At 43.3% G+C, this 23,686-nt stretch carries 22 protein-coding genes and 1 riboswitch; of the genes, 9 read left to right on the top strand and 13 right to left on the bottom strand.

Features of this window, described 5'->3' with window-relative positions:
- Positions 1-15 precede the first annotated feature (15 nt).
- The 4 genes from gorA (at position 16) to crcB (ending at position 4,021) form a co-directional block, all read left to right on the top strand.
- A complete protein-coding gene (gene gorA / locus TAO_RS04980; RefSeq protein ID WP_096526891.1) occupies positions 16-1,374 on the top strand; it encodes a glutathione-disulfide reductase in 1,359 nt (452 codons plus the stop codon).
- 44 nt (positions 1,375-1,418) lie between these two features.
- Positions 1,419-1,739 (top strand): hypothetical protein, encoded by a 321-nt coding sequence (locus TAO_RS04975; RefSeq protein ID WP_096526890.1) that lies wholly within the window; start codon positions 1,419-1,421, stop codon positions 1,737-1,739.
- A 43-nt stretch (positions 1,740-1,782) separates the two neighbouring features.
- Positions 1,783-3,366 (top strand): glutamate--cysteine ligase, encoded by a 1,584-nt coding sequence (gshA, locus tag TAO_RS04970; protein WP_096526889.1) that lies wholly within the window; start codon positions 1,783-1,785, stop codon positions 3,364-3,366.
- Between the two features lie 113 nt (positions 3,367-3,479).
- Positions 3,480-3,542, top strand: a riboswitch (Fluoride riboswitch).
- A 95-nt stretch (positions 3,543-3,637) separates the two neighbouring features.
- Positions 3,638-4,021: a fluoride efflux transporter CrcB gene (crcB, locus tag TAO_RS04965; RefSeq protein ID WP_172419062.1), complete on the top strand. Its 384-nt coding sequence runs from the start codon at positions 3,638-3,640 to the stop codon at positions 4,019-4,021.
- Positions 4,022-4,099: 78 nt separating this feature from the next.
- Here the strand turns inward: crcB and TAO_RS04960 are convergent, their stop codons facing one another.
- From TAO_RS04960 to TAO_RS04925, 8 genes are all read right to left on the bottom strand, one after another.
- Complete coding sequence (locus TAO_RS04960; protein ID WP_408607622.1) at positions 4,100-4,699, bottom strand: YbhB/YbcL family Raf kinase inhibitor-like protein; 600 nt, start codon at positions 4,697-4,699, stop codon at positions 4,100-4,102.
- Between the two features lie 42 nt (positions 4,700-4,741).
- On the bottom strand, positions 4,742-5,863 hold the full coding sequence (gene gmd / locus TAO_RS04955; RefSeq protein WP_096526887.1) for a GDP-mannose 4,6-dehydratase: 1,122 nt from the start codon (positions 5,861-5,863) through the stop codon (positions 4,742-4,744).
- Between the two features lie 10 nt (positions 5,864-5,873).
- Positions 5,874-7,775, bottom strand: coding sequence for an ATP-dependent DNA helicase (locus TAO_RS04950; RefSeq protein ID WP_096526886.1), 1,902 nt, complete (start codon positions 7,773-7,775; stop codon positions 5,874-5,876).
- A gap of 103 nt (positions 7,776-7,878) precedes the next feature.
- Positions 7,879-9,552: an energy-dependent translational throttle protein EttA gene (ettA, locus tag TAO_RS04945; RefSeq protein WP_096526885.1), complete on the bottom strand. Its 1,674-nt coding sequence runs from the start codon at positions 9,550-9,552 to the stop codon at positions 7,879-7,881.
- A 73-nt stretch (positions 9,553-9,625) separates the two neighbouring features.
- Positions 9,626-10,267: a DUF1134 domain-containing protein gene (locus TAO_RS04940; protein ID WP_231910588.1), complete on the bottom strand. Its 642-nt coding sequence runs from the start codon at positions 10,265-10,267 to the stop codon at positions 9,626-9,628.
- 41 nt (positions 10,268-10,308) lie between these two features.
- Positions 10,309-10,842, bottom strand: coding sequence for a Slp family lipoprotein (locus TAO_RS04935; protein WP_096526884.1), 534 nt, complete (start codon positions 10,840-10,842; stop codon positions 10,309-10,311).
- Positions 10,843-10,976: 134 nt separating this feature from the next.
- Positions 10,977-11,444: a DUF5658 family protein gene (locus TAO_RS04930; protein WP_096526883.1), complete on the bottom strand. Its 468-nt coding sequence runs from the start codon at positions 11,442-11,444 to the stop codon at positions 10,977-10,979.
- An 88-nt stretch (positions 11,445-11,532) separates the two neighbouring features.
- Positions 11,533-12,051 carry a hypothetical protein gene (locus tag TAO_RS04925; protein ID WP_096526882.1) on the bottom strand — a complete coding sequence of 173 codons (519 nt, stop codon included), beginning with the start codon at positions 12,049-12,051 and terminating at the stop codon, positions 11,533-11,535.
- 26 nt (positions 12,052-12,077) lie between these two features.
- Between TAO_RS04925 and TAO_RS04920 the strand changes: the two genes are divergently transcribed.
- The gene (locus TAO_RS04920; protein WP_096526881.1) at positions 12,078-12,746 is read left to right on the top strand and encodes an alpha/beta fold hydrolase; all 669 of its coding nucleotides are present in this window, start codon (positions 12,078-12,080) and stop codon (positions 12,744-12,746) included.
- An 11-nt stretch (positions 12,747-12,757) separates the two neighbouring features.
- Here TAO_RS04920 and TAO_RS04915 read toward each other — a convergent pair whose 3' ends face one another.
- The 5 genes from TAO_RS04915 to smc all read right to left on the bottom strand — a co-directional run bounded on the left by TAO_RS04915 (position 12,758) and on the right by smc (position 20,084).
- Entirely contained in the window at positions 12,758-13,174 is a 417-nt protein-coding gene (locus tag TAO_RS04915; protein ID WP_096526880.1) for a secondary thiamine-phosphate synthase enzyme YjbQ, read from the bottom strand.
- A gap of 81 nt (positions 13,175-13,255) precedes the next feature.
- Positions 13,256-13,450 (bottom strand): (2Fe-2S)-binding protein, encoded by a 195-nt coding sequence (locus TAO_RS04910; protein WP_096526879.1) that lies wholly within the window; start codon positions 13,448-13,450, stop codon positions 13,256-13,258.
- Between the two features lie 101 nt (positions 13,451-13,551).
- On the bottom strand, positions 13,552-15,582 hold the full coding sequence (gene ligA / locus TAO_RS04905) for an NAD-dependent DNA ligase LigA (RefSeq protein WP_096526878.1): 2,031 nt from the start codon (positions 15,580-15,582) through the stop codon (positions 13,552-13,554).
- Positions 15,583-15,651: 69 nt separating this feature from the next.
- Entirely contained in the window at positions 15,652-16,560 is a 909-nt protein-coding gene (gene zipA / locus TAO_RS04900) for a cell division protein ZipA (protein WP_096526877.1), read from the bottom strand.
- 17 nt (positions 16,561-16,577) lie between these two features.
- The gene (gene smc / locus TAO_RS04895) at positions 16,578-20,084 is read right to left on the bottom strand and encodes a chromosome segregation protein SMC (protein WP_096526876.1); all 3,507 of its coding nucleotides are present in this window, start codon (positions 20,082-20,084) and stop codon (positions 16,578-16,580) included.
- A 73-nt stretch (positions 20,085-20,157) separates the two neighbouring features.
- On the opposite strand from smc, the gene queF reads away from it, so the two are divergent.
- The 4 genes from queF to hflD all read left to right on the top strand — a co-directional run bounded on the left by queF (position 20,158) and on the right by hflD (position 23,683).
- On the top strand, positions 20,158-20,547 hold the full coding sequence (gene queF, locus TAO_RS04890) for a preQ(1) synthase (protein ID WP_096526875.1): 390 nt from the start codon (positions 20,158-20,160) through the stop codon (positions 20,545-20,547).
- Positions 20,548-21,843 (top strand): FGGY-family carbohydrate kinase, encoded by a 1,296-nt coding sequence (locus tag TAO_RS04885; protein ID WP_096526874.1) that lies wholly within the window; start codon positions 20,548-20,550, stop codon positions 21,841-21,843.
- Positions 21,844-21,935: 92 nt separating this feature from the next.
- Positions 21,936-23,039, top strand: coding sequence for a tRNA 2-thiouridine(34) synthase MnmA (mnmA, locus tag TAO_RS04880; RefSeq protein WP_096526873.1), 1,104 nt, complete (start codon positions 21,936-21,938; stop codon positions 23,037-23,039).
- The gene (hflD, locus tag TAO_RS04875) at positions 23,036-23,683 is read left to right on the top strand and encodes a high frequency lysogenization protein HflD (protein ID WP_096526872.1); all 648 of its coding nucleotides are present in this window, start codon (positions 23,036-23,038) and stop codon (positions 23,681-23,683) included. Before mnmA ends, hflD begins: the two co-directional genes overlap by 4 nt.
- The last annotated feature ends 3 nt before the right edge of the window (positions 23,684-23,686 follow it).

Genomic DNA, 23,686 nt, shown 5'->3' with positions numbered 1-23,686 from the left:
GGAGTTATATTTATCATGGCTTCCTACGATTTTGATCTTTTTGTCATTGGCGCAGGCTCTGGAGGGGTGCGGGCCGCGCGAATGTCAGCTGCTTTTGGGGCTCGGGTAGCCATTGCTGAGGGACAAGATCTGGGAGGAACTTGCGTCAATCTCGGCTGTATTCCTAAAAAATTGCTCTTTTACGCTGCCCATTTTGCTAAAGATTTTGCGGATGCAACTAACTTTGGCTGGTCTATAAATCAATACCATTTTGATTGGACAACTCTCATCCAGAACAAGAATACAGAAATTAAACGTCTTAACAAAATCTATGAAGATTTATTAAAAAAAGCAGGCGTCACACTAGTAAGCGGTTATGCGCAGCTAGAAACCCCTTATAGCCTTTTAATTAACCATCAGCGTTACACAGCAGAACGAATTTTAATCGCTACTGGCGGTCAACCCGTTGTTCCCAAGATTCTAGGCCATGAGCATGTTATTACCTCAAATGAGGCTTTTTTTCTTGATATGCTTCCAGAACGAATTGCTATTGTGGGGGGTGGTTATATTGGGGTGGAGTTTGCTAGCATTTTTAATGGGCTAGGGAGTCAGGTAACTCTATTGGATCGGGGACCGCTTTTTCTTCGAGGGTTTGATCCGGATCTGCGGCAAAGTTTAGCCACACAGATGATCAAAGAAAATATTGCGCTTCGCTTTAATACAGAAGTAGCCTCTATTGAGAAAATAGGACAAGAATTTACTCTCACACTCCATCATGGAGAGAATCTTAAAGTTGATAAAGTGATGTATGCCACTGGACGGGCACCTCAAACTGCAGGATTAGGATTAGAAAAATTAGGGGTTACGCTTAAGCAAAATGGCGCTATCGTAGTCAATGATGACTATCAAAGTACGGTTCCTTCCATCTATGGAATTGGGGATGTTACCCATCGCCTTAATCTAACACCAGTTGCCATAGCTGAGGCCATGGTGTTAGCGCGTAATCTCTTTGGAGGGCAGCATACTCGGTTAGACTACAACAATATTCCTACCTGTATCTTCAGTCAGCCTAGTATTGCTACCGTAGGACTTACTGAAGATCAAGCACGAGAACGCTATCATGACATCCAAGTTTATCGCTCCTACTTTCGCCCCTTAAAGCACACTTTAAGCGGTCGCGATGAGCAAACGATAGTCAAAATTATTGTAGAAAAAGCTACTCAAAAAGTTATTGGTGCCCATATGATCGGGCCTGATGCTGGAGAGATTATTCAAGGCATTGCAATCGCCATTAAAGCCGGAGCTACCAAATCTATATTTGATAGCACTATTGGAATTCATCCTACCGCTGCTGAAGAATTTGTTACTTTACGGGATCCCATAGTAGAACAATAGGGCCTCTTATTTCTTACCTAAGATCTTAATATCAGGAGAGAGCTATGAAATTTATTAATTATTTTGGCATTATGCGTATTGCATTAGCTGTATTCACAGCTATTCTTGTTGGATTAGCCCCCATTGCTACGGATGCCCCTCCCTTCGGAGGTTGGCGCGCTGTAGTAGGTAACGTTGCCCCAGCGCTAACCATTATTATGCTGTTTGTTATAGCCCTTGATATCATGATGAGCCGTATATTTATGACCGATACTGAAGGGACTGAACGTACACGTTATTGGCGTATTATAGGATTAGAATTAGTGCTGATTATCGTTTTAATCACCGCTTGGAAACCTTTAGTTATTCGCTTGTTGCAGGCCTAAAGCTCACTCTCGCAATAACGCCCTAATTAGGAAAACCAAAACTTTGGATAAGATCTTGCAGCAGCGCCTACGGTGGCTCACCCGTTCCTCTTATAAAGAACTGCTTAAGGGAGGTAAGAAAGGCATAGAAAAAGAAAGCTTACGCATTACCCTTAAGGGAGATCTAGCTCAAACGCCTCATCCATGCGCCCTTGGATCGGCTCTCACCCATCCTTACATTACCACTGACTATTCAGAATCCTTACTAGAGTTTGTAACCCCTCCCTACGCTGAGATGCGGGAAATGCTCACCTTCTTATCGCTTATTCATCAATTTACCTACCAGCAACTGGATCAAGAGCTCCTTTGGGCTACAAGCATGCCCTGCGCGATAAGAGATGATCTTAATATTCCTATCGCTTACTATGGCCATTCTAATGTTGGACAAATGAAGCATATTTACCGGCGAGGGCTAGGTTATCGCTATGGACGGCGGATGCAAGCCATTGCTGGTATCCATTTTAACTACTCACTCCCTGAAACTTTCTGGCCCATATTTAAAGAGCAGGAAAGCGATAGCCGATCCCTATTTGAGTTTATTAACGACAGCTATTTTCATCTCCTTCGTAACTTCCATCGCCTTGGTTGGTTAATTCCCTACCTATTTGGTACCTCTCCTACAGTTTGTAAATCTTTCCTGAAAGAAAAACCAGAAGGGTTTCTTAGCTTCGATCAAAGCACCTATTTTTTGCCTTACGCTACCTCACTACGTATGAGTGATATTGGCTATAAAAATAAAACTCAAGCCAATATGGATATTTCCTATAATACCCTTTCAGAGTACATTACCGATCTTACTCGAGCAATGGAAACCCCTTTTATGCCCTATCGAGATATCGGTGTTATTGTCAACGGGGAATATCGCCAGCTTAGTACTAACATCCTTCAGATTGAGAATGAATACTATAGTTTTATACGACCCAAGCAAACTACCCACGCTGGCGAAAAACCCACGCTGGCGCTTAAACGTCGAGGAGTGCAATACGTAGAGGTAAGAGCTTTAGATATCAGCGCCTATGATCCGCTGGGTACAAATGAACAACAGCTATATTTTCTGGAAGCTTTACTGATTTTATGTCTTTTAAAAGCCGGCCCAATGCTCAATACGGATGAGCGTCGAGAAGTTGAGTATAACCAAAAAACTGCAGCCTGCTGCGGGCGCGATCCCCACTTAAAATTGCAGCATGGAGGGCAGGCTAGACCACTTCAAGAATGGGCACAGGAGATCTGCGATGAAATGAGAGGAATATGTGAGTTATTAGATCAAGAAGAATCTGATCGTCCTTATACCCAAGCGCTTACCATGCAATTAGAGGTTATCTCCAGAAGCGATTTGACCCCTTCTGCTCGCATGCTTACCCAGATGCGAGAGAAACAGATCTCTTTTCAAGATCTTGCTATGGAACTCTCCCAAGCTCATGCCAATTATTTCAAGCAATTGCCTTTAAAAAAAGAACAATACCAATATTTCACTCATCTAGCGCAGGAGTCTTGGACGCAGCAGCAAGCTATAGAAGCCGCTGACCATCTTCCTTTCCAAAAATATCTAGAGCGCTATTTCTCTCAGCAGGGAGAGCAAGTTATTTAAATAATTAATAAATCTAGATAACTTTGAATACCATCGAATCAGAAGAGTTAATCAGTATCAAATTCCTAGCTCTATTTAGTAGATATACCTATTAATTAACTGCTAGAATAGGCTCTTGTAATGGGAATGGAGCTTCCCAATAACCGCTCGTAAAAGCTGATGGCTCCTACTGAAACGGGTGCGCTAACCCGTCCGCGATAGATGTCCAGTAACCTGCCGCCAACGGGTTCTTGTTGCCCACAGTTCTTAATCAACAAGGGCAATAGGTAGGATGGAATTTCTTCTTGTGTTTGTAGGCGGTGGTATCGGCTCGGCGATGCGGCACGGTATCAATGTCTTATCGCTACGACTCCTAGGCGTTCAATTTCAATATCTAGTCAGCACGTTCTGTATCAATGTGCTAGGTTCTTTCCTCATGGGTGTGATGATCGAGTATTGGGTGCTCAAGAACAGTATGTCGCAACAGGGACAGCTATTCATAGCAACAGGAATCATCGGCGGCTTCACCACTTTTTCGACCTTTATACTTCAGATCACACTGCTAAACTCTAGAGGGGAGATTATCGATGCCACGCTGTATGTTATCGGCTCAGTGGTGGTCGGCCTAGGTGCTCTTTATGTTGGAATGGTGTTCGTGCGAACACTTTCGTCCTAAGATCAATATCAACCCTGTCCTATAATGAATAACTATCGACTTGGCAAATAGGATCAAGCTATTCAATTATTTAAATAACTAACGTTGATAAGTTCCCATAAGTACTGATTGCGCAAGTATATGGCTAGTCATAGCTTCCTCCAAGGCATTTTTTGTTGGCATGTTTAAATCAGGCAGCACTATATCTAAGGCATAAAGCTTATAAAAATAACGGTGACGTCCTATGGGAGGGCAAGGGCCGCCATAGCCTGTTCGACCCCAGCTATTTAAACCTTCCCGAGTTCCAATAGGCAGATACACAGGATTGATATCTCGACGTAAGCCGGTAGCTGATAACGGAATATTATAAAGCATCCAATGAATCCAAGTCATTTTGGGCGCTGCTGGATCAGGTGCATCTGGATCTTCCATAATCAATGCCAAACTCTTAGTCCCAGTGGGGATATAAGACCAAGACAATTCAGGGGAAATATCTTCCCCATCACAGGTATACCCAACGGGGATTTCTCCCTGATGATTAAATGCAGGAGAGGTAAGAACTAGCTCCATGGGGGCATCTCCTCTGGCAATAGTCATGATACTGCTGATAATTAATAATATTAACAAGACACTCAGATGGAAGCCGATGCTCACAAAATTAGCAGGTAGCATAAAAAGATAAAAATTAGATTTTTTCATAGGCTTCCTCTCTTTCTACTGATAGTAAAAGTACCATAATTATCACTCATAATAATCAAAGGTTCGATAACCTTCCCGACGACAAAGCTCATCCCGTTGGGCATATTTTAAATCCTCTACTACCATCTCGTGCACTAACTTATTAAAACTCACTTGGGGAGTCCAGCCAAGCATTTTCCGCGCCTTACTGGCATCACCTAGCAAAGTTTCCACCTCAGTAGGACGAAAATAACGAGAATCTACTCGAATAATAATATCTCCAGCTTTAATGCCATCATATTCATGAGATTTTGCTTCAGCTGCGGCCACTATTCCTACCTCATCTACTCCTTTTCCTTTCCAGCTTAAGGAAAAACCCAGCACATACGCGGCCTGCTCAATGAATTCTCGTACAGAGTACTGCTCGCCAGTAGCAATAACATAATCATCCGGGTTCTTTTGCTGTAGCATTAACCATTGAGCTTTAGCATAATCCCGTGCGTGCCCCCAATCTCGTCGCGCTTCAAGATTGCCCACATATAAACAATCCTGTAATCCCGAGGCAACCCGAGCCAACCCACGGGTCACTTTACGGGTAATAAAAGTCTCCCCCCGTACTGGAGATTCATGGTTGAATAAAATTCCATTACAAGCGTACATCCCGTAAGCTTCTCGATAATTTACCGTAATCCAGTAAGCGTAGAGCTTAGCTACGCCGTAAGGAGATCGAGGATAAAAAGGGGTCTGTTCATTTTGAGGAACCGTCTTTACTTTACCGTAAAGCTCAGAGGTAGAAGCTTGATAAAATCGAGTTTTTTCTTCTAATCCCGAAATGCGGATTGCCTCTAATAATCTCAACGTTCCCAGCGCATCTGCATTAGCTGTATACTCTGGTGTCTCAAAGGAAACTGCTACATGGCTTTGAGCCGCTAAATTATATAGTTCATCCGGTTGTACCTCTTGAATGATTCGAATTAAGTTAGTGGCATCAGTTAAATCGCCATAGTGAAGGATAAAATGCCGATTCAATTCATGAGGACCCTGATAGAGATGATCAATACGATCAGTATTAAACAAGGAAGAGCGCCGCTTAATGCCATGCACTTTATAGCCTTTTTTAAGCAAGAGCTCAGCCAAATACATACCGTCTTGACCTGTAATACCGGTAATTAATGCCGTTTTCATTTAAAAAATATTAAACTTTAGCAAAAAATGCTTTAACATCAGCGATATCTTGAGTTCTAGGCATATTTGGAAGGCTTTTTAGGAATAACCAGCCATAGGATTTATTATGCAGGCGCGGATCACATAGCATTAATAATCCTCGATCATGGGCATCACGAATCAGTCGCCCTACCCCCTGCTTGAGTTGAACAATCGCATGGGGAAGTTGATAATCCATAAAAGGATTACCTCCTCGACGACGAATAGCATCAATTCTCGCCTGTAATAGTGGCTCACTTGGAGAGGCAAAAGGCAGTTTATCAATTATCACGCAAGATAAAGCACTCCCCCGGACATCCACCCCCTCCCAAAAGCTGCTAGTGCCCAATAAAATTGCATTCCCTAAGCTACGGAAACTGGTGAGTAATTCACTACGGGGCGCACTGCCCTGTACCAGCAGAGGAAATAGAATTTTATTTCGAAGCAAATCATAAGCTTTCTTTAACGCTTGATGACTGGTGAAAAGCAGGAAAGCTCGACCTTGACTAGCTATAAGGACGGGTAGAACCGCTTCAATAACAGCATCAATATAGTGAGGATCATGAGGATCAGGTAATCCAGCAGGCTGATATAAAAGCGCTTGTTGCCGGAAATCAAAAGGACTTTCCCAGCGGTAAGTTACGGTAGGAACCAAATTTAACTGCTGGTTGAAGTGCTCAAAGCACTCACCCACTGCGATGGTTGCTGAGGTAAATATCCAGCTAGCTTGTTGGCGCGCCATATAGGCATGAAAATTTTCTCCTATGTCTAACGGGCTAGCGCTGAGGATAAAAGATCGGCTCCGTGTTTCAAACCAATAAACCCAATCATCATTAGGCTGTTGAGAAAATACTGCAAGCTGCGCTTGTAACTTACCTGCTTGTTTATAACAATTTTCCAAGCCTTTATCCCGATCTGCGACCAATTTCAGTTCTAGCTCCAGATTTGCTAAGGTAGTGCTTAAATTCTCTAAAGCCAGCGCCACGGATCGAGTATCTATAGCTTCCCGCCAAGCAAAGCGATGCTCTTTAGCGCCTAAAGTAGCCTGAAAATCCACAGTGACTTGCTCTAGCTGATGGCAAATATCACGGATATTGGCCATCCCAGAAGGGTCATCTAAATATTTAGCTCTACTGTCATGAATTAATTCTAACAATTGGCGGCTATTGACCTGTTGTCCAAAAAAACGGGAAGCTACCTCAGGGAGCTGATGTGCTTCATCGATAATATAGGCTGCAGCCATGGGCAATACATCACCATAGCCCTTCTCCTGTAGAACAATATCTGATAACAGCAGATGATGATTAATCACCAAGATATCAGCATCCTGAGCTTGCCGGCGAGCGACCATAAAATAGCATTCAGAGAAAACTGGGCAATCTTGGCCAAAGCAGTTATCTACCGTGGAAGTTACCCGAGGCCAAAGAGGTGAATTTTCTGGGATTTTACTTAATTCGCTGATATCCCCAGTACGCGTTCGGCGCGCCCATTGTTGTATCTTGGCTAAATTTGCCGCTAGCGCACCTTCTTCTATGCTTCTTTCCTGTACCAAAAGATATAAACGATGAAGGCACAGATAATTAGCTCTGCCTTTCAGAAGACAAGTCTGAGCAGAAACGCCTAAGGCTGCCTTCACTAAGGGTAAATCTCGATGATAGAGCTGATCCTGAAGGTGTTTAGTTCCAGTTGAAATAATAATTTTATTTTCTGATAGCAGCGCTGGCACTAAGTAAGCATATGTTTTACCCGTTCCAGTGCCCGCCTCGGTCACTAAGATTTGTTTTTCTTTTAAAGCCTTCCTCACCGCTTCAGCCATTTCTTGCTGCGGGCGGCGGGGGGCAAAACCCTTTATATGGGTAGCAAGAGGACCCTCTTCACCCAAAAGATCAGCCATAGAAGACAACTCATAATCAAAAAGCACAAAATATCAGCGATTAATACTAATTATGAGTGATTAATCACCCATTCAGCGATAACATCCTTGATATCCCTTAATTTTACGAGGATAAAGGCTTATACCAAATACGATGGGGCTGATCGGCTGCCTCTCCTAAACGTCGACGGCGGTCAGCTTCATAATCAGCATAATTACCCTCAAACCAGATCACTTGGCTATCCCCTTCAAATGCAATAATATGGGTAGCAATTCGATCTAGAAACCAGCGATCGTGAGAAATAATCACTGCACATCCAGGAAAATTAAGAAGCGCCTGCTCCAAGGCCCTTAGCGTTTCAACATCCAAATTATTAGTAGGTTCATCCAACAAGAGTACATTACCGCCTGCGCGAAGCACTTTAGCCAAATGCACTCGATTACGTTCTCCTCCAGAGAGATCTCCAATACGTTTTTGCTGATCAGATCCTTTGAAATTAAACCGAGATACATATGCCCTAGAAGGAGTCTCATAGTTTCCTACTTTGATAATATCCTGACCCTCTGCAATCTCATCCCATACCGTTTTAACCGGATCCAACTGATCTCGACTCTGATCTACATAAGCAAGCTTAACCGTTTCTCCAAGGGTAATTTCACCAGAATCCGGCTGCTCTTGACCCACAATCATTCTAAATAAGGTGGTTTTTCCAGCGCCATTAGCCCCTATAATGCCGACAATCCCGCCTAGTGGTAAACTAAAGCTTAGGTTATCAATCAGTAGGCGATCTCCAAAACTTTTGCATAAGTTTTTCGCCTCAATGACCTGATTACCAAGGCGCGGCCCTGCAGGAATATAAATCTCATTAGTTTCATTGCGCTGCTGGTACTCTTGCGAGGTTAATTCATCAAAGCGCGCAAGACGTGCTTTACTTTTGGCGTGCCGCCCCTTTGGGTTTGCAGAAATCCATTCAAGCTCAGCTTTCATGGCTTTAGCCCGCGCATTTTCCTGTTTCTCTTCAGTAGCCAAACGCTTTTCTTTCTGCGCTAACCATGAGGAATAGTTTCCCTCCCAAGGGATACCCCGACCACGATCGAGTTCTAAAATCCAGCCTGCTACATTATCTAAAAAGTAGCGATCATGGGTAACGGCAACTACAGTACCGGGGTAATTTTCCAAGTAGCGTTCCAACCAAGCCACTGATTCTGCATCTAAGTGGTTAGTAGGCTCATCTAGCAGCAACATCTCCGGCGCAGATAAAAGCAGCCGACAAAGGGCAATTCGCCGTTGCTCCCCCCCTGAGAGATGGCTAATATCCGCTTCCCAAGGCGGAAGACGTAGCGCTTCAGCAGCGCTATCTAACTTATAATCTAAATTCCACGCATCCACAGCGTCAATTGCATCCTGAAGCTGAGCTTGTTCCTCAAGTAAGCTATTCATCTCCTCATCACTCATCGGCTCGGCAAATGAGAGGCTGATTTGGTTAAAGCGATCCAACATCGCCTTAGTCTCAGCTACACCCTCTTCCACATTACCTCGCACATTCTTAGTCGGGTTTAACCGAGGCTCCTGTGGAAGATAGCCAATTTTAAGCCCTTTTTGCGGGATTGCTTCACCTTCTATCTCCTTATCAATCCCAGCCATGATCTTGAGCACCGTTGACTTCCCTGCTCCATTGATCCCCAGTACCCCAATCTTTGCCCCCGGAAAAAAAGATAAAGAGATATCCTGCAAAATAACCCGCTTTGGGGGCACCACTTTGCTCACCCGATTCATGCTGTAGACATATTGAGCCATTAAACTGCCTCGTTTATTTTAATAAAAAACTCTAACTAATTATTTTTATCTTAGGTAAATTTTATTTTACCTATTAAAAAGGAATCCAAGATTTATCACGGGTAAAGTGCATATAGCTTACATTTACGCCAGCGCGCAGACCAACACCCGTACGAACAGGGGCTAAGATAAGATCACCGGTTTGCTGGTAAGTCATCCCCAGCCCCGCTACAAAATAAAAACTCCCTCCTATCCCAGGGATTCGCTGAAAAAGCTCACTTTGATTTTTAAGATGATAAACTAAAATAAAAACTTTAGAGAGATTGCCGCCAAAATCAAACCCCACCGAAGGACTCTGCCAATAAACCTGCTCTGCTCCCCATCTTTTAGTGTATAAAACACCCTTACCATAACGAAGGCCCACAAAAAAAGCGCCACTGCCTTCTGTACCCGCAATATAACCATTAGGGCGGCCTTTTTCTTTAAAAGCCTTCTCTACAATCTTATCTACCCCATCAGCAAGCCCTTTACTGGTAGCTCCAAAAAACCCTGTCGCCTTATTTAGAATTTCACTCTTAGTGTAAACATCTTCACCTGCACTTGGGTCTTCAGCCTTAGCTGTGTTTTTGTTTTCAGATTTAATTGTATTTTGGCCTCCAGCTGCATGAACTGTCGTAATCATAGAGCAGGCTAAAAACATTATTAGTAACAATATTGAACGCCAAGTAATAAACATTTTGATCTCCTACTAGCAAACCCCTTTAATTAAAAAATTCCTTACCAATTCCAAAAGGGGTAAAAACCACCGTAATAGTAGGGACTATAGAGACCATAACCAAAACCATAAGGTGGATAATAATACGGTCTAGCAGCTTTTACAGTCTCCCACAGATAGTAAGTATCTACTTGGATAACAGGAAATAAATAAGCATGCTCTCCAATATGCCCTCCTTCCACTCCCTTGACCGTACCGTAAATTGTAATTTTCCGGTTATTACGGTAAATCGTTGAATCTAAGAATCCATCCACCTCCGCCCAAAAACGACCAGGACTACTATCCTCTTCTTTAGGTCGGCCCTCATCTCCTAGGTTCAGAGCCACGACTTCTATGATGGTACTTTTCTCTTTATTCTGAATACCGGCAATTGCCCCTCCCCAGCGAACACGGGTTCCTTGGTAATGGGAAATATTATTCTGAACAGCGCCCAGACTCGGATTTTTTGGTAAAGATTCACGGATGGTTGATGGTACTTGGCTTGCACAACCTTCGAGAATGAAAATAGCGATAATAAAACTTATTTTCCATAACATAACCGTAACCTTCTCATATGTTATTTTTTATTCCAAAAGTTAATCATGGTCTTTTTGAAGATATTCCCTATCTGCATAGTATAGAAGCAAAATAGATAACCCTATATGGCCACAAAGCAATCACTTGCATTGAATTAAAACGAGAGTAAAAAACGCTCATAGATAATCAGCCCTACATAAAACAATAAAAAACTATAAATTAACCTCTGTACACGAAATAAACGTAGAGCTGTAAAATTATAATGAACAATTAACCAAGCCAAACTTAAGGTAGTCAACGCTATTTTTACCCCCATAAATAACGAAGTATTCGTATCAACCAATATAGCCATAAAAGGATTGATTTCTACCGCTCCCTGCTGAATTAAAGATAAAGTAAAAACAGCATCCATAAAACATAGGCATAAAATCAGTGAAGCTACCCATAAAAGAGAGTTAGGGTACCTATCCAAATAAATACCTACCCGCTCCCCTTGCCGCCTTACTTGGCATCGTCGACCCCGTTGACCCCAGTACTTAAAATTAGGGATGGAGTTTACACGCCGATCACTGTTATTGCGACGTTCAAGGTAATTTATTTTTTCAAGTGTAGGCGTTTTCATCTTATATACTCCAATAGCTGAAGAATTAATTTTTAATGATTCCCTAGTAATTTAATCATACAATTAATAAGCCCACTCGATTGTAAATTCACTTGTAATCGTGCACGCTCCTCAAAGTATAACTTACCGGACAAGTGCGCTTCTCGATCTTTTTTTCGTTAACGAGACGCTCCAGCCATGCCTTAGTTTGGGCAGAATTTATGCCGAGTTCCCTTGCAATTTCCTTATCCTTTTTCGGTGTATCTGTAAGCAACTGTAATATCAATTTTCGTGCCACCATGAACAATTCATCCGCAGGAAGCTGTTTCACTTCGGCACCACCATGTACATCTGACATAGTTGAAGTTACGCGGATAGCCTGCTGAGCGGGATTAACTATCGGCACATCTGTTGCAGGTAATGCTAACAAATCTCCTTGTTGTGGCGCTATGGAAGCTCGTACTTCCACGCTAAAAACATCTTCGAAGGATTCAGTGTTCTGAGGATTTGGCCAAAGTATTGCCCCTTTTTTCCTAAGCTCATCGAGTCCAAGGGACTTGTCGCCTGTAGATCGAACATATACAGGGACGAACTTTAATGTATTAAGCTGTTTGATGTCGCGCGACAATATGACGTGCGAATAGGTAAAATTTTATGATCACAGATACTGCTAACCCTTCTTTTTTTACTACTAAAACACCAGAAACTATTATCCTCCTCCATGGTCTCTGGATGAAAGGGGGCTATTTATATCTGCTTGCTAAACGCCTTAGAGTCCAAGGTTATCGAACCATTTGCTTTAATTACCGCTCTCTTCAGGATACCCCTAGTGAGACGGTGACCTGTTTAAATCAATTTATAATGGGTTTAGAAGCGGAGGTTATTCACTTTGTAGGGCATAGTTTAGGTGGGCTTTTAGTGCAACATTTATTAACACTGTACCCTCAGCAAAGACCGGGTCGAGTAGTTGCTCTCGGAAGCCCATTTAATGGCAGTATCGTCGCCCAGCGACTTTATGCCCATCCTCTAGGCCGCTATCTTTTAGGGAAAAGTATTAAAGAAGACCTTCTCATTAAAAGTCTGCCCACTTGGGAGTTTACCCAAGCGCTAGGCGTTATTGCTGGGATTCGGGGTTTAGGTATCGGTCGGTTAATAGTACATCTGCCCCCGCCCCACGATGGTATAGTCCGTGTTACAGAAACAAAACTATCAGGTATGCATGACCACTGCTTAGTGAATACCCATCACAACGGGTTACCATTTTCCTCAACAGTGGTGCAGCGTATTATTACTTTTCTACGTCATGGCTATTTTACAAGATAAGGCCACCAGCATTACTCGCCATAGATCGTCACCGTTACCCGCCGCCGATGCCCTAAATAACGATGCTCCCAAATGTAGATACCTTGCCAAGTACCCAAGCTACAACAGCTATCAGCGACCGGTAAACTTAGATCTGAATGAGTAAGAACCGTACGCACATGGGCTGCCATATCATCCACTCCCTCTTGAGTATGGATAAATAATGGATCTCCATCAGGCACCAGCCGATTCAAATAAGCGGCTAGATCACGCTGTACATCCGGATCAGCATTCTCGCAAAGTATTAACGAGGCACTGGTATGATGAATAAAAAGATGGCATAAGCCAGTTTTGATACCGCTAGCAGCAACGATTCCTTGTACTTGCGCGGTAATTTCTATCATCTCGCGATTTCGGGTAGTAATTTCTAATCGTTCCTGAACTACCATAGCCTATATCTTGCCTAGAAAATACCCGAGATTCAAATAAACTTAGACCAGAAAATATAGCGTAGGTGACTGACCAAAAAATTAGGCAACATGATCAACTTTAGCTACGGCAACTTGTTGCGACTGCTGTAACGCCTCCTGCACCCAACGACCACATTTACCACACCCACTCACCACTCCAAGCTGACGTCTTAAATCACGAATTTTACAGTTTCCCTGAGAAATAGCTGTTTGCAATTGCTTATCAGTTACAGCGCTACATACACATACATACATAACAATCACACCATCCTTTATTCAACTAATATTCATCTAATTATAAATGATAATGATTGTCAATAGTAATTTTTAATTTATAAGAAAATTAAGGCTATTACTTAAACTTTAGAAGTGAGTAACCTCAGAAAATGCGCCTCATCCAGTAGTTTAATTTTAAGTTTTTCCGCTTTCTCCAAGCTAGAACCAGGATGAGCACCCACTACTAAATAATCCACCTTGGAAGAGACACTGGTATTTACTTTACCTCCTAAGTGCTGTAATTGCGCTTTAGCTTGATTTCTAGTCATACTCTCCAATGATCCAGTGAGAACAAAAGTCTTACCTGAAAGCGGAAGAGCGCGAAACAATGATCCATGCTGCTGTTCTTCTGGCCAACGAACGCCGGCTTGCTGTAACCGGTAAATAATCTGGCGATTATGGGGTTGGCGGAAAAAAGTAGCAATATGAGCGGCAATAGTGGGACCAATACTATTTACTTGCTGAAGCTGTTCCTCACTCACCGCAGTTAAAGCCTCTAAACAGCCAAATTCTTTGGCTAATATCTGTGCAGTCGCCTCTCCTACCTCACGAATACCAAGAGCATAAAGAAACCTAGGCAACGTAGTATCTTTGCTATGCTCAATAGCATTTATTAGATTAGTGGCTGATTTTTGCCCTATGCCTTCTAAGATTAAGAGCTGATCCATCCTTAGCTGATATAAATCAGCCACGTCTTTAATTAACGCTTTCTGTATCAGCTGATCTATCAGTTTTTCTCCTAAACCCTGGATATCCATCGCCCGACGGGAGGCAAAATGCTTAATCCTCCCTTTACACTGGGCTGGGCAATATAATCCCCCACTGCAGCGTGCCGCTGCCCTTTCTGTATCCTTAACAACTTCAGCATTGCATACCGGACATTGTTTTGGCATCTTAAAGGGATAGGAGCCTGTAGGACGACGCTCCAAAATGACTTTAACCACCTCTGGGATCACATCCCCTGCCCGACGCACGTACACAGTATCGCCAACACGAATATCCTTACGTTGTATCTCATGCTCATTATGCAAGGTCGCTTTACTAACCATCACCCCACCTACAAATATGGGAGATAATTTAGCTACCGGAGTCAAAACACCCGTCCGACCTACTTGAATCTCAATATCCAAAAGACACGTTAACGCTTCCTGTGCCGGAAATTTATAGGCGATAGCCCAACGAGGTGCCCGTGTAATAACCCCTAAATCCCGTTGCTGTGCTAAATTATTTACTTTAATCACCACACCATCAATTTCATAAGGTAGGCTCTCACGCAACTCCAATAATTGCTGGCAATACTCCCAGCAGCCCTCTATTCCCATGACTTCCTTAAAATTAGGAGAGACCGGAAAACCCCACTGCTGAAGCTGAATTAGGGTTTCACTATGCCAAATGGGTAATACCTCTTCTGGTTCTATACTGCCTACTCCATAACAACACAGAACTAGTGGCCGGCGAGCGGTAATAGCGGGATCTAATTGGCGTAAACTGCCTGCAGCTGCATTGCGAGGATTAATAAAAGTCCTGTTACCCTTGACTGCCTGTTCCTGATTAAAACGGGTAAATTGCGCCTTAGGCATATATACTTCACCTCGCACTTCCAATAAAGCAGGTATTTTGTCGCCCCGTAACCATAAAGGTACCGTAGAGATAGTACGGATATTGTGGGTGACATTCTCTCCAGTGAAACCATCTCCTCGAGTGGCCCCCTGTACCAGCACCCCTTCCTGATAGAGTAAATTCACCGCAAGACCATCGAACTTAGGCTCAGCGACATAACTGATTGGATCAGCGTTTAAACGCGCTCTCACCCGCCGATCAAAATCTACCAACGCTTCCTTGCTAAACCCATTACTTAGCGATAGCATCGGGGCACTATGCTTAACTTCACCTAAAGCTTTAAGCGGTTGAGATCCCACGCGCTGAGTAGGGGATTCTAAGATGATAAGATCTGGATATGTTCGCTCTAAATCCTGTAACTCTTGGAACAAACGATCATATTCAACATCTGGAATAATAGGATCATCCAACACATAATAAGCATAATTATGCTCGTTAATAGATATACGTAACGCTTGAGCACGTTGCTGAGCTTCAATGGGGGCAACCATCTATACCTTAATGAATATTTTCCATAAAACAACGGGCATAATCCCTACTAGCGCCGATCATAAACCGGCTTAACCCCCTAAGGAGCGACAAGCACGATTAAAGGTAAGAATACGCTCTCGAATCTGTTGAATCGCTTGAGTTGTAAGCACATTACGCCGATCATCGCGAATATCTCCACTTAATTTACCCGCCAACAATCTAGCAACCTCTAGCATTCCATCAAAGGCGGCAAATCCTCCAGCAGGACCGGGTAAACACAAAAATAAAGCCAGTCCAGGCGTAGAAAACTGATCTATCTGCCCTAAATTAAATGATCCAGGCTCCACTATATTGGCAACACTGAATATAGGTCGCCCCCCAGATGAATAAGCATGAAAGATATCCATCTCTCCAAATTGCAAACCTTTATCTTCTAAAATTTGGACAACCTCTCTACCTCGAAATACCCCTTTTCCTCGCGCAATCACTGTAAGTGCAATGATCAGATTCGACCCTGAGGATTCTTTAGGGGGCGCTGGAACATCAGGCTTAGGTTTTGTTTTAAACCATTTTTTAGGACGAACAAAATGATTTTTCTCGGATTCATCCACCGAGAGGCTTTCAGAATAATGCTGCTCTGGTTTTTTCTCAGATTGGCGCTTTTCAGCTTCCTCTAACAATACAGAGAAGTCACCCAGATTTGCTGACAGAGGCTCTTCTTGCATTCTTAGCCCTTGAGCCTCTTCAATATGCTGAGGTGTGGCTCTCAGACCAGATTCTAATAGCACTGTGGTCTCTTTAGCCACTTCTTCATTAACAGGATCTGGTTTTTTTGAAGAGATTAAATCCTTATCATAAGCATCCAATGTTTGCTTCCGTCTACGCTCTAGCTCCTGATCGCGAATTCCTTTTCGTTTAGCCTCCCATTGGCTATAAAAATAAATCGCAATAAAAATTAAAACGCCCACCACAAGCAATGCTAAGCGTAAACTATCCATATATTCTCCCTCTAACTCTAAACAGCAATCAATTGCACTGCTTTATCTATATCTACCGCAACTAAGCGTGAAACGCCTGGTTCATGCATAGTTACCCCGGCCAACTGATGCCCGATTTCCATGGTTGTTTTATTATGGGTCACAATAATAAACTGTATTTTTTCTGACATCTCGTGCACTAATTGACAAAAACGTCCTACATTGGCCTCATCAAGCGGGGCATCCACCTCATCAAGCATGCAAAAAGGCGCTGGATTAAGCTGGAAAATGGCAAATACCAGTGCTATTGCGATCAGCGCTTTTTCTCCCCCGGATAGCAAATGAATAGTACTATTCCGTTTACCCGGAGGGCGCGCCATAATTTTAACGCCTGTATTCAATAAATCATCATTATTAAGCTCTAAATAAGCTTTACCCCCGCCAAATAATTTAGGAAATAGCGCTTGTAAACTTTCATTGACACTATCAAACGTTTCACGAAAACGATTACGAGTCTCACGATCAATGCGTTGGATAGCATGGGTTAACGTTTTCATCGCCTCCGTGAGATCGTTATATTGAGAATCTAGATATTGTTTACGCTCCATCTGAATCTGGCACTCCTCGATAGCTGCTAAATTAACCAGGCCAAGACGCTGAATACTATTAGCTATTTCCTCTCTTTCTATTTCCAAAACAGATAACTCATCACTTAAGCCCGATGTATTATCCTGTAATATTTCTTCAGGGCTAAGATCTTCTTCAGCCAATTGCTCGCGCAGCTCCTGAACCCGCACCCAAACAGCTTGTCCATCCACTCGGAGTTGCCCCAAGGTATCACGTTGATCCAGAGCCATTTTTTCAATCCGATGCCGCTCCTGCTCATAAGTACGTAACTGTTCTTCCAAAGTAGCCATTTGCTCACGAGCCTCATTGAGCTGGCGCTCAGTAACTAATCGCTGTTGGAGTTGAGTATCCAGTTGATTCTGAAGTGCTTGCAAAGGCCCTCGTCCATCAGTTAAGGCTGTTTCTACAATTTCTCGGCGCCAGATCAGGGCGCTATATTCACGTTGGGCTTGGGCAATGGCTTCTTCTGCAGCTTTCTGAGCAACCTGAGAAGCTTGGCGCGCCATCTCTAATTGATGTCCTCTATCCTTTACTTTATCCGCTTCATTACGGGCCTGATCAACCGCTTTCCATAATCGATCTTTCTCTGCCATAAGTTGCTTCCGTTCCTGCTCAACACTTTCCATAGCCATTAAGGCCGCTTGAAGCCGATCTTCAGCTCCTTCCTGCTCTTGGGCGTTTTCAGCATCTTGGATTTTAATCTCATCCAGATCGCTACTGATTTGCTGCCGACGGAAACGATATTGCGCTTGTTCGGCCTCAGTGCGCACTAACGTAGACTGCTGCTGCTGCTGCTTTTGCTGCAACTCTCCCATAGTGCTTTGATAATGAGCGTGTTTATCTTCTAAAGACTGAAGATAGCTATAGATCTCTTTTAGCTGCTGATTAAATTTATCAATCTGTTGTTGGCACTGGGTGCTCTCTTGTTGCAACCGTTCTATCTCTCGTTTTCGAGCAAGAATCCCCAAGCTTGCATCAAGATGGTCGGCAAGGATCAGGCAACATGAATTCAACCAGATACCGTCACGGGTAATGACCGACTCTCTCAAAGAAAGTTGGCCACGCAAAGCGAACGCTTCAGCTAAAGTCTCTACCGCATAGACTCCTCCTAGTAAGGAATCTAGAGACCAAGGAGCATGCACTTTATTCAACAAGGAAACCTCCACTTTAGATAGGTTTACAGGGGGGGAGGCCGTATCAAACAAGATCAGAGATCCTTCTTCTAAATTGGGAAGCTGATGAGCTAATTCTTCCAAATCTGCTACACAAATAGCCTTTAATCGATCCCCCAAAATACGCTCTACTGCGAGCTCCCATCCTGATTCAACCTTCAACCCTTCATTCAGCCGTAAATTATCTGTTAATCCATGCTGTTCTAACCAAGCATCTATCTTCGGGTTAGCGCTGATATCCTGTTGTAACTCTTGTAAAGAACTTAAACGCCCCTGTAAATGATGCCAATGCTCTTGCTGGTTATGAAGATCCTGAGAGATCTGTTTTTCTTGCTCTCTATAGCTGGAAATCTCCGTAGCACCAGCAGTAAGGGATAGTTGCCGCTCAGCAATGTGTTGCTCCAAGTTGAGCATCTCTTCTCGTAAAACCTCAAGGGATGCCGTTTCTTCTTTCTCAGCTAATCGTCTAGATTCCTCTTCTAAGCGTACGCTTCGTTGCTGAAGTTGCTGCCGTTGCCGTGCTAGCTGTTGCTGATAGGCTCGTTCTATTTGGGCATTCTGAATAGGTTTTGCCGCCCGTTGATTAAAGTCCTCCCAAGTAAGCTGCCAATCTCGGATGGCCATCTCAGCAGTTCTCATAAATCCTAACGCCTCTTGGAGTAGTTGTTGTACTTGCTCCTGGCGCTGCCTCTGATCAGCAAGTACTTGCTCCGTTTGGCTAATCACTGTCCCTTTCTCATCTTGGGTTTGCTGTATTTGTATTAAACGCTGTTTTATCTGCCCTTGTTCTTGTTGATAGCGCGTATACTGTTCTTGTTCGTGACGAATCTCCTGTTCCACTCGGGCAATTTCAATGCCTTGGCTATAATAAAGGACTTGTATTTCATCTGTTTTATCCCTCGCTAGATGAAAAGCTTCCTGCTGCTGGGTTAGCGCCGCCTCCAGTTGCCGCAACTCAGCCATTAAAGCTTCTAACGTAAGCTCTTTCTGGGTAATTTCCTGCTTCCGCTGCTGTGCCTCTTTATCTAGCCGCTGCCACCGTAGTGCTTGGATTTTTGCTTTAATTTTCCGCTCCAGCTGCCTAAGCTCTCGATATTTCTCAGCACTTTTAGCTTGACGTTTTAATGTGTTGAGCTGTCTTTCAACTTCATCTTTTAAATCACAAATACGGTTAAGGTTTTCTGTTGTATTTTGCATGCGAGCTTCGGCTTCCCGTCTCCGTTCCTTATATTTTGATATACCCGCCGCCTCTTCCAGAAAAATGCGTAACTCCTCCGGCTTAGCTTCAATGAGACGAGAGATCATCCCTTGTTCAATAATGGCATAGCTTCGAGGCCCAAGACCGGTACCCAGAAAGATGTCGGTTACATCACGACGACGACAGCGAGTACCGTTAAGAAAATAATGGGATTGCCCTTCTCTATTGACCTGCCGTCTAATAGCAATCTCATTATAGACCGCATACTGCCCACCTAAACTCTGCTCGCTATTATCAAATACAAGCTCTACGGAACATTGCCCTACAGGTTTACGGGTAGAGGAACCATTAAAAATGACATCGGTCATTGAATCACCGCGTAAATGCCTAGCAGAACTCTCCCCCATCACCCATCGAACTGCGTCAATAATATTAGATTTACCACAACCATTAGGCCCCACAATCACCATACGATTACTCAGCAAAGGTAGATAAATGGGATCCACAAAGGATTTAAAGCCTGCAAGCTTAATTTTTTTTAGACGCATAACGTAAATTTAGGCGATAATAAAAAATTGAAAAATCAATTTGAAGTGCGCACGCTAACATAGGGATAACAAGATGCCTAGTCAACCGAGTCGAGAGCTTGAAACCTTTAGTAATCCCTTTCCCAATCGGGATTATACTATTCGAATCAAGATTCCGGAGTTTACTTGTTTATGTCCTAAAACGGGGCAACCCGACTTTGCCACCTTACATCTAGAGTATGTGCCTGATCATAACTGTGTGGAATTAAAAGCGCTCAAGCTTTATATTTGGTCTTATCGAAACCAAGGCGCTTTTCATGAAGCCGTAACTAATCAGATCTTGGACGATTTAATAGCCGTCTGTAACCCTAGATTCATACGCCTAACTGCAGAATTCAGTGTTCGTGGTGGCATCTATACCACAGTCATTGCTGAATACCGCCAGCCTAACTGGAATACCCCTAAAATTGTCCAATTACCTTAAATGGCCGAAGATCTATTTGTTGGGATTGATCTGGGTACCTCCGGGTGCCGAGCGGTTGCCATCACCAAAACTGGCAAGATTGCTGGTTGGGGTAACGCTCCCTTACCTTCCCCCTCTCGTCATGGGGAAGCTATCGAACAAAATCCCAAACACTGGTGGCAGGCGGTCACGCAAGCGCTTAGCAATTTATTTCATATAGCCCCTCCTCATCTAGTTAAATCTCTTGCTATTGATGGTACTTCTGGAACTGTGCTATTAGTAGATACTCAAGGCCATCCCCTCACTCCCGCCTTCCTATATAATGATAGTCGCAGCCATACTGAAGCTCAAATCATTGCCAAATACGGATCACTCACCAATGGCGCTTCTGGTCCTACTTCTGGCTTAGCTAAACTTCTTCATTTACAGACCTATCAAGAAGCTGGCCAAGCGGCTCATTTAGTACATCAAGCAGATTGGATTGCCTCTCGCCTAGGCGCCCCCCTGGGGGTCAGTGATGAAAATAATTGCCTTAAAAGCGGATATGATCCCAACAAGGGAGAATGGCCGCCTTGGCTTGATCAGGTAGGAGTGCAACGGCCACTACTCCCTAAAAAAGTAGTCTCTCCTGGAACCCCTATTGGTACCGTTAACCCAATAGCTAGTGAAATTTTTGGCCTCTCACCTGAAACGCTTATAGTGGCTGGAACCACAGACAGTGTTGCAGCCTTTATCGCCACTAGTGCTGGGAAACCCGGCGATGCAGTGACCTCTTTAGGTTCTACCCTAGTGCTTAAGGTGGCTTCTGATCGCCCTTTATTTAATTCTAAGCTCGGAATCTACAGCCATCGATTAGGCTCTCTCTGGCTTGTTGGAGGCGCTTCTAATAGTGGCGGTGCAGTATTAAGACAGTATTTTACCCAAGCCCAGCTTGACGAAATGACTCCTCACTTAAAACCTGATCAACCCACTGGTCTTAATTATTACCCCTTACCAAGCATAGGAGAACGTTTCCCCATTTCTGATCCTTATTATCTTAGCTACCTTAATCCGCGCCCTAATAATAATCTTGTTTTTTTCCAAGCTATGCTTGAGGGTATTGCCCGTATTGAAGCGCAAGGATACCGGTTACTTCAAACCCTTGGCGCTCCATTCCCTAACTTGATAAGAACCACCGGAGGCGGAGCAAAGAATCTTCCTTGGATTAAAATCCGAGAACAAATCATTAAAACCCAAGTCACTATCGCCACAGAAACTGAAGCCGCTTATGGTAGCGCCTTATTAGCCCGTCAGGCATTATTACCTACAAGATATTGATATAAGACCTAACTACTTGATAATCTTCTATGATTATGATCTTAGTACTTATTTTTATCTACTAAAACACAGATTGGGCAAAATAAACTTACATGAGCAGGCTCAAAATTGTTGTTGGTTTATCCGGAGGAGTTGATTCCTCTGTAGCGGCTTTACGGCTACAGCAGCAGGGCTATCCAGTTAGCGGCCTTTTTATGAAAAACTGGATAGATTTTGCTGATGAATCGGAATGTACGGCCATCCAAGATAGCCAAGATGCCCAAGCTATTACCCATTTACTTGGGATTCCTTTTTATGAAGCGAATTTTTCAACCGAATATTGGAATCAAGTATTTGAGCATTTTCTGGATGAATATCGTAGAGGACATACCCCCAATCCAGATATTCTGTGTAACCGGGAAATTAAATTTAAGGTGTTCCTTAATTACGCCCTAGCACTTGGATATGACCTCATTGCCACTGGACACTACGCCCGAATTGAGCATTCAAAAGAACGTTACCATCTCCTTAAAGGACAAGATAAGAATAAAGATCAAAGTTATTTCTTGTACACATTGAATCAAAAACAACTTTCCCATACCTTATTTCCACTTGGAGATCTGAAAAAACCTGAAGTTCGCCATATTGCAGCTACAGCACAATTTCCCAATTATAATAAAAAAGATAGTACTGGTATTTGCTTTATCGGTGAGCGCCGCTTTAAAGAGTTTCTCAGCCGCTATCTCCCCGCACAGCCTGGGGATATTCTCACTCCAGAAGGAGAATTTATCGGAAAACACGATGGGCTTATGTATTACACTTTAGGACAGCGACAAGGGTTAGGAATTGGTGGTCGTAAAAACAGTAGCGGCAATCCTTGGTTCGTAGTTGGCAAAAATTTAATGCAAAACGCCTTATATGTAGCCGAAGATAACCCCCATTACTGGCTAAGAAGCCAAACTCTTCAGGCAAATCAGCTACACTGGATCGCTGGAAAATCACCTGCTTTTCCTTATCGTTGCGCCGCTAAAATTCGCTATCGCCAAGCCGATCAAGCTTGCACGCTTACCGAAATCACTCATGACAGCATACAAGTGACTTTTGACTTAACTCAATACGCAGCTACTCCAGGGCAAGCCATTGTTTTCTACCAAAACGATGAATGCCTAGGTGGGGGCACTATCATAACCACGAATGCACTAGGATTATTACTATGAAAAACATTTGGCAAAATAGAGCATTAGCTCTAGCTGGTATACTTCAAGCATTACACTCAGTTCAGCAGATTGCCCGTTATGGCAACGCTCCGACGGATGCAATTACTGCAAGTTTAGCCAGCATTTTTAAACTCAACCCAGAAAGTGCAGAAGATGTCTATGGGGGTATAGGTAAACTCTCTACTGGCCTGCAGATCCTAAATCAACAGCTTAATAAAAAGCGCTACCGGGCTGATCCTGAACTGCTACGTTATCTGATTAATATCATGTATCTAGAGCAAAAACTCAGAAATCACCCTAAACTATTAGGGGAGATCACGTATAAAATTCAGCTACTTGAACAACAAACTGAAGATATCCGCTCTATTCAGCCTGATACAATTGCTCAACTTGCAGATATATACTTAAACACCATCAGCACCATGACTCCAAGAATTCAAATCAGGGGAGAAGAAACTCATCTGAAGCAACCAGAAAATATTGAACGCGTGCGAGCGTTATTGTTAGCCAGTATCCGATCAGCCGTACTTTGGCGACAAACGGGAGGCAGCCGGCTTCACCTATTACTTTATAGCCGTCAACTCTCACAAGAGACACAGATACTTATTCAGTACCTCTCTGAAGGAAATGAGGGCTCAGCATAAAAT

Source organism: Candidatus Nitrosoglobus terrae (genome assembly GCF_002356115.1).
GTDB classification, from domain to species: domain Bacteria; phylum Pseudomonadota; class Gammaproteobacteria; order Nitrosococcales; family Nitrosococcaceae; genus Nitrosoglobus; species Nitrosoglobus terrae.
Note: the sequence above shows the minus strand (reverse complement) of the source record. Positions and strands in the feature narration are given on the sequence as shown.

Bases quoted from the DNA above. Each gene is read 5' to 3' on its own strand.
- TAO_RS04910 (WP_096526879.1), bottom strand. From the start codon at position 13,450: ATGTATGTATGTGTATGTAGCGCTGTAACTGATAAGCAATTGCAAACA.
- mnmA (WP_096526873.1), top strand. From the start codon at position 21,936: ATGAGCAGGCTCAAAATTGTTGTTGGTTTATCCGGAGGAGTTGATTCC.
- TAO_RS04950 (WP_096526886.1), bottom strand. From the start codon at position 7,775: ATGGCTGATCTTTTGGGTGAAGAGGGTCCTCTTGCTACCCATATAAAG.
- queF (WP_096526875.1), top strand. From the start codon at position 20,158: ATGCCTAGTCAACCGAGTCGAGAGCTTGAAACCTTTAGTAATCCCTTT.
- ligA (WP_096526878.1), bottom strand. From the start codon at position 15,582: ATGGTTGCCCCCATTGAAGCTCAGCAACGTGCTCAAGCGTTACGTATA.
- TAO_RS04920 (WP_096526881.1), top strand. From the start codon at position 12,078: ATGATCACAGATACTGCTAACCCTTCTTTTTTTACTACTAAAACACCA.
- zipA (WP_096526877.1), bottom strand. From the start codon at position 16,560: ATGGATAGTTTACGCTTAGCATTGCTTGTGGTGGGCGTTTTAATTTTT.
- crcB (WP_172419062.1), top strand. From the start codon at position 3,638: ATGGAATTTCTTCTTGTGTTTGTAGGCGGTGGTATCGGCTCGGCGATG.
- ettA (WP_096526885.1), bottom strand. From the start codon at position 9,552: ATGGCTCAATATGTCTACAGCATGAATCGGGTGAGCAAAGTGGTGCCC.
- TAO_RS04960 (WP_408607622.1), bottom strand. From the start codon at position 4,699: ATGAAAAAATCTAATTTTTATCTTTTTATGCTACCTGCTAATTTTGTG.
- hflD (WP_096526872.1), top strand. From the start codon at position 23,036: ATGAAAAACATTTGGCAAAATAGAGCATTAGCTCTAGCTGGTATACTT.
- TAO_RS04940 (WP_231910588.1), bottom strand. From the start codon at position 10,267: ATGTTTATTACTTGGCGTTCAATATTGTTACTAATAATGTTTTTAGCC.
- TAO_RS04930 (WP_096526883.1), bottom strand. From the start codon at position 11,444: ATGAAAACGCCTACACTTGAAAAAATAAATTACCTTGAACGTCGCAAT.
- gorA (WP_096526891.1), top strand. From the start codon at position 16: ATGGCTTCCTACGATTTTGATCTTTTTGTCATTGGCGCAGGCTCTGGA.
- smc (WP_096526876.1), bottom strand. From the start codon at position 20,084: ATGCGTCTAAAAAAAATTAAGCTTGCAGGCTTTAAATCCTTTGTGGAT.
- gmd (WP_096526887.1), bottom strand. From the start codon at position 5,863: ATGAAAACGGCATTAATTACCGGTATTACAGGTCAAGACGGTATGTAT.
- TAO_RS04935 (WP_096526884.1), bottom strand. From the start codon at position 10,842: ATGTTATGGAAAATAAGTTTTATTATCGCTATTTTCATTCTCGAAGGT.
- TAO_RS04915 (WP_096526880.1), bottom strand. From the start codon at position 13,174: ATGGTAGTTCAGGAACGATTAGAAATTACTACCCGAAATCGCGAGATG.
- TAO_RS04885 (WP_096526874.1), top strand. From the start codon at position 20,548: ATGGCCGAAGATCTATTTGTTGGGATTGATCTGGGTACCTCCGGGTGC.
- TAO_RS04975 (WP_096526890.1), top strand. From the start codon at position 1,419: ATGAAATTTATTAATTATTTTGGCATTATGCGTATTGCATTAGCTGTA.